The organism is Streptantibioticus silvisoli (genome assembly GCF_027947535.2).
GTDB classification, from domain to species: Bacteria; Actinomycetota; Actinomycetes; order Streptomycetales; family Streptomycetaceae; genus Streptantibioticus_C; species Streptantibioticus_C silvisoli.
In genome coordinates this window covers 26,782-40,092 of the sequence record NZ_JAAGKO020000017.1, presented here as the reverse complement: position 1 = coordinate 40,092, position 13,311 = coordinate 26,782, and the positions used below count along the sequence as shown (strand labels likewise).

The 13,311-nt window shown below is 75.5% G+C and carries 8 protein-coding genes; all 8 read left to right on the top strand.

Features of this window, described 5'->3' with window-relative positions:
- Positions 1–4 precede the first annotated feature (4 nt).
- The 8 genes from eccB to POF43_RS13665 all read left to right on the top strand — a co-directional run bounded on the left by eccB (position 5) and on the right by POF43_RS13665 (position 13,249).
- Positions 5–1,342, top strand: coding sequence for a type VII secretion protein EccB (gene eccB / locus POF43_RS13700; protein ID WP_271322815.1), 1,338 nt, complete (start codon positions 5–7; stop codon positions 1,340–1,342).
- 4 nt (positions 1,343–1,346) lie between these two features.
- Entirely contained in the window at positions 1,347–4,889 is a 3,543-nt protein-coding gene (locus POF43_RS13695; protein ID WP_282704570.1) for a hypothetical protein, read from the top strand.
- Positions 4,886–8,353, top strand: coding sequence for a right-handed parallel beta-helix repeat-containing protein (locus tag POF43_RS13690; RefSeq protein WP_271323690.1), 3,468 nt, complete (start codon positions 4,886–4,888; stop codon positions 8,351–8,353). The genes POF43_RS13695 and POF43_RS13690 overlap by 4 nt, the downstream gene beginning before the upstream one ends.
- Before the next feature lie 149 nt (positions 8,354–8,502).
- On the top strand, positions 8,503–8,838 hold the full coding sequence (locus tag POF43_RS13685) for a WXG100 family type VII secretion target (RefSeq protein WP_271312404.1): 336 nt from the start codon (positions 8,503–8,505) through the stop codon (positions 8,836–8,838).
- Positions 8,839–8,894: 56 nt separating this feature from the next.
- On the top strand, positions 8,895–9,182 hold the full coding sequence (locus POF43_RS13680; protein WP_271312405.1) for a WXG100 family type VII secretion target: 288 nt from the start codon (positions 8,895–8,897) through the stop codon (positions 9,180–9,182).
- A 6-nt stretch (positions 9,183–9,188) separates the two neighbouring features.
- On the top strand, positions 9,189–9,752 hold the full coding sequence (locus POF43_RS13675) for a hypothetical protein (RefSeq protein ID WP_271312406.1): 564 nt from the start codon (positions 9,189–9,191) through the stop codon (positions 9,750–9,752).
- Positions 9,753–9,884: 132 nt separating this feature from the next.
- On the top strand, positions 9,885–12,713 hold the full coding sequence (locus POF43_RS13670) for a hypothetical protein (RefSeq protein WP_271323691.1): 2,829 nt from the start codon (positions 9,885–9,887) through the stop codon (positions 12,711–12,713).
- 86 nt (positions 12,714–12,799) lie between these two features.
- On the top strand, positions 12,800–13,249 hold the full coding sequence (locus POF43_RS13665) for a YbaB/EbfC family nucleoid-associated protein (protein WP_271323692.1): 450 nt from the start codon (positions 12,800–12,802) through the stop codon (positions 13,247–13,249).
- The last annotated feature ends 62 nt before the right edge of the window (positions 13,250–13,311 follow it).

The following is a 13,311-nucleotide window of genomic DNA, read 5'->3' as shown; positions in this document are numbered from 1 at the left end:
CGCGGTGCAGACACGGCGTGATCATCTCCAGGCCTACCAGTTCGCCACCGGGCGGCTGTCGAGCGCCCTGGTCAGCGGCGACCCCGGGCGCGGCGAGAGCCCGCTGAAGCGGACGGCGCTGGGCACCTTCCTCGGCGCCTGCGTCGTGGTGCTGCTGTGCGCGGGCTTCGGCATCTACGGGCTCGTCTCGCCCGGCGGCAACACCTCCTGGCGCACCGCGGGCACCGTGGTGGTGGAGAAGGAGACCGGGACCCGGTACCTGTACACCGGCGGGAAACTGCGTCCGCTGCGCAACTGGGCGTCGGCGCTGCTGATCGTCGGCAAGGGCGCGCCGGTGACGTCGGTCTCGCGCAACTCGCTCGGCGCGACCCCGCACGGCGCACCGGTGGGCATCGACGGCGCCCCCGACTCGTTGCCGGCGGCGGCCGGCCTGCTGAACGGGCCGTGGACGCGCTGTCTGCGGCCGGGGGTCGGCGACGGGCAGGTCGTCGACTTCGCGCCGGACGGCACCGCGGCGGTGCCCGCCGGGCGGCAGGTGCTGCTGTCCGGGCCGGGCGGCAAGCGGTACCTGCTGTGGCGGGGGGTGCCGTATCCGGTGCCGTCGCTGTCGGTGCTGGTGGCGCTGGGGCTGGACGGGGACCGGGCCGTCGCGGCGCCGGCGGACTGGCTGGCGTCGCTGCGGTCCGGGACGCCGCTGACGGCGCCGATGATCTCCGGTGCGGGCCGCCCGGCCGGGAAGGTCGCCGGGCGGCCGGCCCGGGTCGGCGACCTGTTCACCACGGCGGTGGCCGGCGGCGTGCACCACTACGTGCTCACCGCGCACGGTTTCACGCCGGTCGGCGCGACGGCGGCGGCGCTGCTGGCGGCGAAGCCGGGGGCGACACCGGCGCTGCGGGTGTCGGCGCAGGACCTGGCGGCGGTGCCGGAGGCCGCTTCGGGGCTGCCGGCCGACCCGCTGCCCGACGTGCTGGACGCACCGCAGGCGGCGCTCGGGCAGCGGGCGGTGTGCCTGCTCCAGCGGTCGCAGGGGGCGAAGCTGACGACCCGGGTGGTGCTGGAGGGCGGTGCGGCGGCCACCGGGCGTTCACCGGTGCTGGTGCCCGCGCTGCACGGCCTGGTGGCGGTGGACCGCGACCAGGAGCTGGCCCAGCGGTCGAGCCCGGCCGCGTACCTGATCACCGACCAGGGCATCGCGTACCGCGTCGACGACCAGGCCTCGGGACAGGCGCTCGGTCTGGGCAGCGCGCCGGCGACGGCGCTGCCGGCCGGCCTGCTGCACGACCTGCCGCACGGCCCCGGCCTGGGGATCGGGGCCGCCCGGGCCACCGTCGGGGGGAGTTGAGGCCATGCGCCTGAAGACGAGGACGGGGCGCACGGCGGGTTCCGGGCAGCGCTGCCAGCTCACCCCCGCCGGCCACGCCCTGCTGGTCCACCCCCGGGGCGAGCCGGACGGCGCGGCGCTGGCGTTCGCCCGCGGTCTCGCCCCCGACGCGCAGCACACCCTGGTGGTGGCCGACGTGCCGTTCGACGCCTTCGACGCGGCGTGCGAGGGCGTCGCGCGGGCGCTGGCCAGGACCCGGGGCAGTCTGCGGCTGGTTCCGGTACGGGCCACGCCGCCGCAGACCCGGCGGGCGGGTGCCCGGCTGGCGGAACTGCTGGGCCGGCTGGTGGTCGTACCGGACGGCGAGGCGCTGCCGACCGCGGGCGGCGGGCTGTTCGTGCCCAGCGACCGCGGCGCCGGCTGGCTGCGGTACCGGCCGGGGCGGCAGCCGGACCGTGACTCGCAGCGGTTCCCCAAGCCGCGCTGGGAGTTCTCCACCTTCGACCGGCCGTGGGTGACCAGCGACCACGGCGTCGTGGAGCCGGTGCCGAGCGGGGTGTGGGTCCGCAGCCCCGATCCGGCCGCGTTCGCCGCCGGCCGCCAGTGGCTCATCGACCGGCTCCCCAGCCATCCCGACATCCTGACCGTGGTCCTGGGCACGCCGGGCGGTCCGCCGGTGCCGTTGTCGGACGTCGCCCGCTTCTGGGAGACGGTGCTGCCGTCGGCGCGTTCGTGGGTGCGGTTCGTGCACTTCGGGCCGGTCGCGCGGCGGGCGATGGACACCGCGCTCGGCCAGGAGCTGGCCGACACCCTCCAGCAGCAGGTCGTGCTGTACGCGGGCGTGCCGGTGGGCCGGCGCACCGGGCTGGACTCGCCGGACGTGGCGGTGCCGCGGGCCGACGGCTCGCCGGGCCGCCGCCCGTTCGTCAGCGAGCTGATGTACTTCCCCCGGGCCGGCCAGGAGGCCGCCCCTCCCTTGCTGTTCGGGGTGCGCGACCCGCTGTTCGGGGTGCCGCGGGTGTCCACCGGGCTCTACGAGTACGCGGCCGACGCGGTCGTGGAGGTCGTGCAGAGCGGGCTGTGGATGCGCCCGCCGACCGAGCCGGCCAACGCCGACGAGGTACGCCGGGTGCCGGCCGACCCCGGGTACGCGGCGATCCTGTACGACCGCGGCACGCCGCAGACCGCGGAACGCATGCGGGCGCTCGCGGAGGACCTGCTGTGGCGCATGCCGCCCGACAGCCGCGAGGGCTTCACCGTCGCCCCCGCCGACGAGCCCGGCCTCACCACGGACTACGCGCACCTGTGGCCGGCGGCCGCCGCGACGGCCGGCGCCGGCCCCGGCACGTGGGCGACGGACTCCGCGGCCGGCCCCCGCCCCTGGTCGGCGCCCGCCCCCGGCACGCCGGCCGCTCCCCGCGCGCGCACCGCCGAGGAGGCTCCGGCGCTCGCGTCGCTGGACCCCGACGAACCGGCGACGACACCCGGCGCGACCCCGGCCGCGCGCCCCGCCCCGGCGCCGCCCACCACCGCGCTGACGCAGTCCGGCCCGGCGACCCCGGCCGCCCGCACCCGCACGGAGTCGGCCCCGGGCCCGGCACAACCGGCGACGCCGACCACGGAAGGGGGAGGCTTCGCCACGGAAGAGGGCTTCGCCACGGAACGGGAGGGCTTCGCCACGGCACCGGCGCCGGGGCGGGGCACCGCTGCCGCGGCGGAGGCAGCGCTGGCGTCGGAGGCACGGCTGACGTCGGAGGCATCCGCTCCCGGAGCACCGCTGACGCCGACGGACTCCGCTCCCGAGGCCCCGCTCGCGTCGGAAGCACCGCTGGCGTCGGAGGCATCCGCTCCGCAAGCACCGCTCAGGCCTGAGAGTCCCGCTCCCGGAGCACCGCTGGCCCAGGAGGCACGCCCGACGCAGACCGGCCGCTCCCCCGAGGCCCCGCCGACGCCCACGGACCCCGCTCCGCGAGCACCGCTGACCCCGACGGGCCCCGCTCCCGAGGCGCCGCCGACGCCGACCGCTCCGGCCCCCGAAGCTCCGCCGGCCCCGGCGGCCCCCTCCCCCATGGCCCCGCCGCTCGCGCGGCTGCCGTTGCCCTCGGTGACGCCGACTCCCGTGCCGGGCGGCGCCGTTCCGTCCCCCGATCCGGACGCCGACCGTGGGCCGCGTCCGCCGTCGCCGGGGCCGGGCGGTCCGACGCCGGCCGGGGTTCCGGGTCGGCCGACGGGGTCGGTGACCGTGCCGGCTCCGGGAGCGCCGGACCTGGTGAAGGCGCTGGTGCCGCCGGTCGTGGTCAACACGCCTGCGGGTGGGGGGAGTTCGGCTCCGGTCGCGCTACCGCCCCGGCCGGACGAACCGTCCTCGCCGTCCCCGGCACCCGCGCCGGGGACAACCGACGCCAGTCCCGGCACTGGCCCCCGTCCCGCCTCCGTCAACCCACCCGCGGCGCCGCCCGGTTCACCGACCGGCGACGTTCCCGCCGTACCGGCGCCACCCGACCCCGCACCGGCCACGCCTGCGCCGCCCGCACCGGCCGCGCCCGCCGGCCGGGTCGGTGCGCCGCGCATCCGGCTGGAGTCCGGGCCCGCCGACGGTGCGCGGGAGGCGGCGCCGGACGCCGCGCCGGACGCGTCGCCGCTGCCGGGGCTCGTCCTGCCGGCGGCACCGGTCCCGCCGGCGGCCCCCGCCGCGCCCCGGGTGGCCGGGGTCCGCGTGCAGCCCGTTCCGAAGGCGGCGGCGTGTGCCGTTCCGCAGGAGCGGGGGACCGAGCAGGAACGGGACTGGGTGCGCAAGGCGTTCAGCGCGCAGTACAACGCGGTGGCCGGGACGGTGTCGCGGGTGCTGTCGGAGTCGCCGGGGCTGCGCGGCGGTTCGCGCGGTGAGGCCAGTGACGCGGTGACCGAACTGGCCGCCGTGCGGCTGTACCTGGCCGGTGACAGCCGGGCGGTGGACGACGCGGTGCGGGCGGCGGCGGCCGGGCCGCACGTGCCGTTGGCGCGCTGTGTCTCGGCGGGGCTGCGCAGGCTGCCGTCGTACCGGGGCACCGCGGTGCTGCGTGCCCGGGTGACCGCGGCGGAGCGGGCCTGGTTCCGGGAGGGGCGGCTGGCGACCGAGTGGGCGTTCTGCACGGCGTGGACCGGCCCGCCGCCGGTCGGCGAGGACGGCGGCGAGGACGGCACGGAGTTCATGATCTGGTCGATGACGGCCCGGCGCACCCATCTGCTGGAGCCGGCCGTGCCGGACCGGGTGATCTTCCCGCCCGGCACGGTGTTCAAGGTGTTGCGCGCCTCGGACGGTGAATCGCCGGTGCTCATGCGGGAGTTGTCGCCGTCCGAGATCGCCGGGGACGGTCGGGTCGACGTGCGGCCGGCGCCGCTGGACGAGATCGCGCTGGACGGGATGGAGCGCGCCGCCGCCGAACTGCGGAACGCGGCGGCCGGTGCCGGGAGCCCGCGGGCGGAACGCACGGTGTGGGGCGGGGCGCCCGGACTGCTGTCCGCGGTGCCCGGCCGGACGGACGGGACCGGGCCCGTACAGGGGACCGACAAGGGAGCGACGTTGTGACCAGGCAAGTGCTGTCGGTCTCGCCGGACCGGCCGGGGGCGTACCGGTCGATCAGCGGGGCGCTGGCGGACGCCGCGGAGGGCGCGCTGGTCACCGTGGGCCCCGGGCGGTACGAGGAGACGCTGCACATCACCCGGCCGGTGACGCTGGCCGCCGAGGGGGCGGGCGGCGAGGTGCTGGTGCACGCGCGGTCCGGCAGCACGGTGGTGCTGGACGCGGAGGCGGTGCAGTTGTCCGGGCTGACGCTCAGCGGCGGTGACCGGGAGGCGCCGGTGCTCGACGTGCGGCGCGGTCAGGCGGCACTCGACGGCTGCGGGATCTCCGGCGAGGCGTGGGCGGCGGTGCTGGCCTGGCAGGACGGTGTGGTGGCGCTGCGCGGCTGCCGGGTGACCAACGCGCAGGGCGCCGGGATCGTGGTGACCTCGGCGGGCGGCAGTGTGGTGGAGCGGTGCGAGATCACCGAGGTCGGCTCGTCGGCCGTGGTGGTCGCCGAGCACGGGCGGCTGACGCTGCGGGACTGCTCGCTGGTGCGGGCCCGGGGCAACGGGCTGTGCGTCAACGGCCAGGGCGGCGCCGTCGTGGAGTCGACCCGGATCGACGGCAGCGGCAAGCCGGCGATCGCGGTGGAGCAGTCGGGCGCCGCGGACCTGCGCAAGGTGACGGTCACCGGCAGCGCCGCGCTGGACGCCTATCTGACCAGCACCGGTGAAGTGGCGCTGACCGCATGCGAGTTCACCGGGTCGGCGGGTCAGGCGGTGCACATCGCGGGCGGCACGCCGGTGCTGCGCGGGTGCGTGGTGTCGGACGCCGCGCGGGTCGGGGTGCAGGTGGCGGCGGGCGGCGCGCCGCGGCTGGAGGACTGCGAGATCTCCGGTTCGCCGGTGGGCCTGCTGGCCGGGGCGGACGCGCGGGTGACGGCGACCGGGCTGGCGGTGCGCGACGCGCGGACGGCGGCAGTACGGCTGACGGACGGCGCGGTGGCCCGGCTGGAGCGGCTGACGCTGGCGGGCGGCGCCGGGCTCGTGGTGGAGGACGGCGCGGAGCTGACCGTACGGGAGGCCGGGCTGGCCCCGGACGAGGGCACCGGGATCGACGTGCGGCGCGGCGGGCGGGCGCTGCTGTCGGGGGTGCGGTTGCGGGCGCCGGGCGGCACCGGGCTGGCGGTGGAGGGCGCGGCGCGGGTGGAGCTGGACGGCTGCGCGTTCCAGGACTGCGGTGTGCTGGTCGGCGCGGACGGTGAACTGGCGGCACGGGACAGCGAGTTCACCGGTGCGGACGGCGACGGGGTCCGGGTGGCGGGCGGCGCGCTGACCGGCGTGGGCTGCCGGGTGACCGGTGCCAAGGGCCACGGGGTGAGTCTCCAGGCGTCCGGGCGGGCCGAGTTGACCAACTGCGTGGTGTCGGACAACGGCGGCGACGGGGTGCGGTGCGACACCGGCGAACCGGTGCGGGTGCACGACTGCGAGGTGCGCGACAACGGGGGTGTACCGGTCAACCAGGTCCGGGCGGACGGCGGTTCGCTGTCGGTGGAGCGGGTGGACACCGGTGGCGGGGCGGCGCCGGCCCGGACGGTGGCGGCGGCCGCCGGCGGCGGGGCGGGCGGTGGCGCGGCCGCCGGGGCGCCGGACGCCGGCCCGGCGCGGCACGCGGGGACCGGTCCGCTGGCCGAACTGGAGGCGCTGGTCGGCCTGGAGAGCGTCAAGCGCGAGGTCACCGGTCTGATCAACCTGAACAAGATGACCCAGCGGCGACAGGAGATGGGCCTGCCGATGCCGCCGATGAGCCGGCACCTGGTGTTCGCCGGGCCGCCCGGCACCGGCAAGACGACGGTGGCGCGGCTGTACGGTGCGGTGCTGGCGGAGCTGGGCATCCTGGGCCGCGGCCACATCGTGGAGGTGGCGCGGGCCGACCTGGTCGCGCAGATCATCGGCGGCACCGCGATCAAGACCACCGAGGTGTTCAACAAGGCGCTCGGCGGCGTGCTGTTCATCGACGAGGCGTACACCCTGACCAACCAGTCCCGGGGCAACGGGCCGGACTTCGGTCAGGAGGCGGTCGAGACGCTGATGAAGCTGATGGAGGACCACCGCGACGAGATCGTGGTGATCGCAGCGGGCTACTCCCAGCAGATGGACCAGTTCCTGGCGTCCAACCCCGGCATGGCGTCGCGGTTCGCGCGGTCGGTGGAGTTCCCGAACTACAGCCCGGCCGAACTGGTCACCATCGTGCGGGGGTTGTGCGCCAAGCACTACTACGAGCTGGCACCGTCGGCGATGGAGGGGCTGGACCGGTATTTCGAGGACGTGCCGAAGACCGACACGTTCGGCAACGGGCGGGTCGCGCGGCAGGTCTTCGAGGAGATGATCAGCCGGCAGGCGTCCCGGCTGGCGACCGCTCCGCCGCTGGACGACAGCGAGTTGAGCACCCTGATGGGCGAGGACGTCGTCACGGTGGCGCCCGAGCCGTCGGCGGACTCCGGGGCGGGCGGCGGCGCGCTGCCCGACTCCCCCGGGCTGCGGGCGCTGCGCGGCATGACGGGCGTGCGGCAGGCGAGGGAGGCGCTGCTCGCCCGGCTGGCGAACCTGGCCGGCGGCCGGCGGGGGGCCGACGGGATCTCGGCGGCCGCGAACCTGGTGGTCGAGGGCCCGCCGGGCAGCGGGCGGCGGGCGCTGGCCGGCGTCTACGGGCGCTGCCTGGCGGAACTGGGCCTGCTGGGGACGGGGGTGGCCCGGCACGTGCCGCTGTCGGCGGTGCCGGCCCGCTGGCCGCGGCAGCCGGTGGTGCGGCTGGCGTCGTTGCTGGAGGAGGCGGAGGGCGGTGTGCTCGTGGCCGAGCTGGACGCGGCGTTCCACGACCGCTCCCCGGCCGAGGTGGCCGCGGTCCTCGGCGCGATCACGGCGCTGGCGGCCGAACCCCGGCGTTCCGTCGTGGTGTTGAGCGGTACGCCGCAGCACCTGATGGACGTGATGCGTGAACACACCGAACTGGCGGCGGCGTTCCCCCAGTACGTACAGCTCGGCCCGTACACCGCCCAGGAGTTGACTGAGCTGACGGCACGTCACCTCGCGCGGTTCGGGTTCCGGCTCGACGACGGGGCGGCGGGCGCGCTGACGGGGGCGTTCACGACCGCGCCGGTCAGCGGTGGCGTGTGGCAGGCGCACCGGCTGGCGGAACGGCTGGCGTCGTCGGCCCGCTCGCGCACGGTCACCGCCGCCGACCTGCCGCGCTTCGCCGCCACGCCGGGGCCGTCCGGGGCCACCCCCGTGGCCGGTGCCGCCGGTACCGCCGCCGGGACCCCGGGTACGGCGACGGGCCCGGGCCCCGCCACCGGTGCGGATGCCGACCCCGGCACCGGCACCGGCCCGAGCCCCGCCGGTCCCGCCGCGCCGACCGCGAGCGCCGCGGCCCCGGGGGCGGGTGGGGCACCGGCCCAACGGCGGCCGGAAACCGCCGTACTGGGGTGACCGGAGGGGACACAGAGGCAGAACTCCCCGCACGCGCGGGCACCGACGGGCGGGATCACTTCCCCGGGCGCACCGGACCCCACCAGCATGGGAACACGTCACCCCCCTGAACGGCTCCGGCCGGCACCGCACGCGAGGAGAGGATCCCCATGGCTTTGACGTCAGTCGAACTCCAGGGAATGACCGCAGCGCAGTCCACGTTCCAGACCGCACTCGACGAGGCGACCAACTCGTACTCGCAGATGGACGGCCAGATCGAGGGCCTGCGGGCGAGCTGGACCGGCGAGGCCGCCACCATCTACGGCAACGCGATGCAGGAGTGGCTCCAGGACTTCACCAAGGTCAACTCCGCACTGCGCACGATGCTGGAGAAGCTGTCGGCGAACACCAACGTGTACGCCAACACGCACGAGAACACCCAGCAGGTGGCCAACCAGGTCGCCCAGCAGATCGGTTCGGGCGCCGTCGGCCTGCCCGGCTTCTGACGAACCGTCACCCACTCGCCGTTCACGCCCGGACCGCCGCGTAAGGAGCACCACGCATGACCACGTACACCGTGCAGATGGAGCAGGTCGACTACATCGTCGGCGAGATGAACTCCATCACCCAGCGCATCAACCAGACGCTCCAGGAGCTCGACAACCAGTCGAAGGTCAACCTGAGCGAGTGGACGTCGGACGCCCAGCAGACCTACGCGCAGGTCAAGGCGCAGTGGGACTCCGCAGCCGCCGACATGACGCAGAAGGCCACCTCGGCGACCCAGATGCTCGGCAACATCAACGAGTACTACTCCAACGGTGAACGCCAGGGCGTCTCCCTCTGGGGCTGATGAGCGATGACCTACGGCACTCTGGACGGCACACTCCCCCCGGCGAACACCCCGCCACCGCACCAGGCCCAGCAGTACGGCGGCGGCACGACCGTCCCGCCGGGCCACGGCACCTTCACCAGCTCCGACCCGTTCACCCCTCCGGCGGTGCCGGGCGGTTCCGGCGCGAGCGGCCGGGGCACCTCGGTGGACACGCCCACGATGAACCTGTTCGCCGACAACATCGACAAGCTCATCGCGCCGACCCAGCAGGCCTCGCAGAAGCTGGGCGGCACGAGCGTGGCACCGGGCGCGTTCTACCACGCGGACGCGATGCGCACGAAGGTCAACGGTCCCAACGCGGACGACGGCCTCAAGGAGAGCTACGTCAAGGTCCTGGCCGACCTCGGGCAGGGTCTCGGCGACCTGCGTGACGGCATCAGGTCCCTGGCGCAGAAGTACTCCACCGTCGAGGACGCCAGCACCATGACGTCGACCGACCTGCAGAACGCGCTCCAGGCGACCAGCGGCGACTTCACCACGCTGATGACCGACTCGGGCGGTCAGGGCGGCGGCAGCACGACCACCTGAGGTGGCGCCGCCACCCCCGGCGACCGCCGGCCGGCCGGGAACCGGGCCCCGGCCGGCGGTCGCCCGCATGGCGAACACGGGGGCGGGCGGCGCGACTTCGTACCAGGCGCGAGCGGAGAGCTGAAGCGGACCATGAGCGGCACGGACTACAACAGCGGTGGTTTCAACCAGGGCGACGACGGCGCCGTCTTCGGCGATCCGGGCACCGATCCGGGCACCATCTCCGACTACGACACCTGGGACTGGAAGCAGATCGAGGCGGCCATCAAGGGCATGTCCGCCGGCGTCGCCGACTCCGGGAACGAGGACCACGCCCAGTCCGTCGCCTCACCGCAGTCGATCCAGGACGCCGCCGACGCCTTCTACGAGGTCCAGTTGGTGCTGGCCGGCATCGCCGAGTCGCTGGCCAACCAGGGCAAGGCGCTGGCCGGTGACAACGGCCCGTGGAAGGGCGACGCCGCCGACGCCTTCCTCGACATGATGAACACCTTCTCCAAACAGGTCGCCGCCACCGCCGACGTGCTGTCCGGCGGCAGCACCGGCCAGCACTCGGTTCCGCAGCAGCTCGCGGACAACGCCGCCAACCTGACCAACGCGCAGAACAAGATCGGCGAGATCGACGCCTGGTACGCCAACCAGGCCACGCTGATGGGCGTCACGCCGATGAGCAACGGGCTCATCCCGATCAGCAAGAAGCCGCAGCTGGTCAAGATGATGACCAACGACATGCGGGCGGTGCTCAAGAGCCTGGCCAGCGAGTACCAGGTCACCATCGACACGGTCCGCTCCCCCACCCCGATCACCAATCCGCTCGGCAACGGCCCCCAGGACAACGATCCGCAGCAGCAGGACCCGGCGGACCTCGACGACCAGCCGGACATGGCCGGGGTGGACCCGGAGATGCCCCGCTCGCTCACCGCCGACCCGCAGTCGACCCCGCAACTGCCCGCCGACCTGGCGAGCCGGTTCCCAGGCGACCTCGCGACCGGTGACGACCCCGGCGCCGGCCTCAACAGCGCGATGACGCCGATGGACCTGGACAAGGCCCTCAACCCGGACTCCGCCCTGTCCCCCTCCGCCTTCCCCGGCGGTCTCGGCACCGGCGACTCCGGCGGCCTGCCGCTCAGCGACAAGCTGGCGACCGACCCCTCGGCCTTCGACGACGCGGCCCCCGCGTCGTTCCCCGGCAGCGACGGCGTCGGCGACGGCATCCCGGACGCCTTCCCCGGCGGCCTCGGCACCGGTACCGGTACGGGCCTGGACGACGGCATCGACACCCCGTCGCTCAAGTCGCTGTCCTCACCCGGCCTGGACGACGCGGAGCCGGAGTCCTTCCCCGGCGACCTGGCGACCGAGTCCGGTGCGCCCGAGGGCCTCGACACCGCCGGCCTGGGCGGCATGCCCGGCCTCAAGAGCCTCGCGACGGACACCCCCGGCCTCGACGGCGAACCGGAGGCGTTCCCCGGCGGCGACGAGGTCGGCGACGGCGTCGGCGGGGCCGGCGGCATGCCCATGTCGCCCGGCATGGGAGCCGGCGGCGCCGGACAGAGCGGCGCACTCGACCCCAGCGACGCGTCCGGGCTCCTCGACTCCGACGCCGAACCCTGGACCGGATCGCCCGACACCGACGCCGACATCACCCCCGGAACCCTCCCCGGCTCACCCGGACTCGACCTCCCCACCGACGAGGAATCGGAAGCATTCCCCGGCAGCGACGAGGTAGGAGACGGCATCGGCGGCATGCCCATGACGCCCGGCATGGGAGCCGGCAGCGCAGGACAGAACAACACCACGGACCCCAGCGACGCATCCGGGCTCCTCGACTCCGACGCCGAACCCTGGACCGGATCGCCCGACACCGACGCCGACATCACCCCCGGAACCCTCCCCGGCACACCCGGACTCGACCTCCCCACCGACGAGGAAGCGGAAGCATTCCCCGGCAGCGAAGACGTCGGCAACGGCATCGGCGGCATGCCCATGACGCCCGGCATGGGAGCCGGCGGCGCCGGACAGAACAACACCACGGACCCCAGCGACGCCTCCGGACTCCTCGACTCCGACGCCGAACCCTGGACCGGCTCCCCCGACACCGACGAGATCACCCCCGGCGCGCTGCCGGGAGTCGCGGCGCAGGAGCCCGCGGGGTGGACCGTGGGGGCCGACGGAGTGCCGGTCGCCGTAGCGCCGGAAGCGGGCTCGACGGGGATGCCCATGATGCCCGGCGCGGCGGCTTCGAGCGCCGGCCGGGAGGACGAACGCAGCGACGCCTCCGGGCTGTTGGAGCCGGACGCGGCGCCCTGGACCGCCGGCGGCGCGGACACCGCGGACGACGAGGTGGGCAGCGCCGTCGGGGCCGTGGCGGGTGCCGGCCCGGCGCTGGGCGGACTGGTACCGCTGCTGGGCGCGGGCGCCGGGGAGGCGTTGCCCCGGACCGCGCGAGCCGCCGCCTCCGGCGATGACGACGGCGAACAGGCCGAGCCGGAACCGGAGTTGCCGGACGACCACGTCGCCGTACTGGACGTGTCGGGGGACGCGGGTGAGGACACCGCCGCGTGGGACCTGGCCGGTGCGGCGTTCGTACCGCTGCTGTGGTCGGTGCCGGTGGAGGACGAGGCCGAGGTGCGGGCGCCCGGATACACGACGGAGGACAACGGCACGTGGGGCGACCGCCCGGCCGGTGAGCCGGGCGGCGGTGAGGCGGCGGACGGGCCCCGGCTGTCGACCTGGCGGCCGACCCGCGCACCGGCGACGGTGACCCCCGACGCGGCCCAACTGCTGGCCGTCGGCAGCCCGTTGTCGTGCGCGGCCGGCGCGGACGACGAATGGGACGAGGAGCTGGAGGAACCGGCGGAGGAGACGGAGGAGGAACCGGCCAGGCGCGGCATCGCCGACCTGCTGGTGCAGGAGGGCGACACCTGGGGGTCGGCCGCGACCGACGGCTCCGGTGCCGTCGTCTGAGGCAGGGACGTTCCGGTGACCGACGCAGCAGATCCGGCGGTGCCCGGCGCACCGCCGCGACAGACCGCACGACGCGAGGAGAGCACGTGACCACCCCGTACGACCAGGGGATCGAGGACCTGATGGCGCTGTACCGCAAGCAGCGCCAGGAGGCGAAGGAGACCCGGCGCCGGATCAACGAGATCACCGGGACCGCGACCGCGCCGCGGCAGACGGTCAAGGTGACGGTCACCGCGCAGGGCGAGGTCACGGCGATCGAGTTCCCGACCGGGGCCTACCACCGGATGACGCCGAAGGAACTGTCGGAGGCGATGCTGACCACGATCGCCCAGGCGCGGGCGGCCGCGCTGGAACAGGTCGGCGAGCTGACCTCGCTCACCCTGCCGCCGGGGGTGAACGCGGCGGACCTGCTCCAGGGCAGGGCCGACCCGACCCTGCTGCTGTCGGAGGACCCGACGATGCCGGACTCGGTGCGCGAGTACATCGAGCACGGCAGGCCCGACATGCCCACCCCGCCCCGCGGCAACCCGAGTTGACCGCGGCGGGGGAAGCGGACGGCGGTCACCCCGCAGGAGCTGACGGTACGTCAGTGACTTGG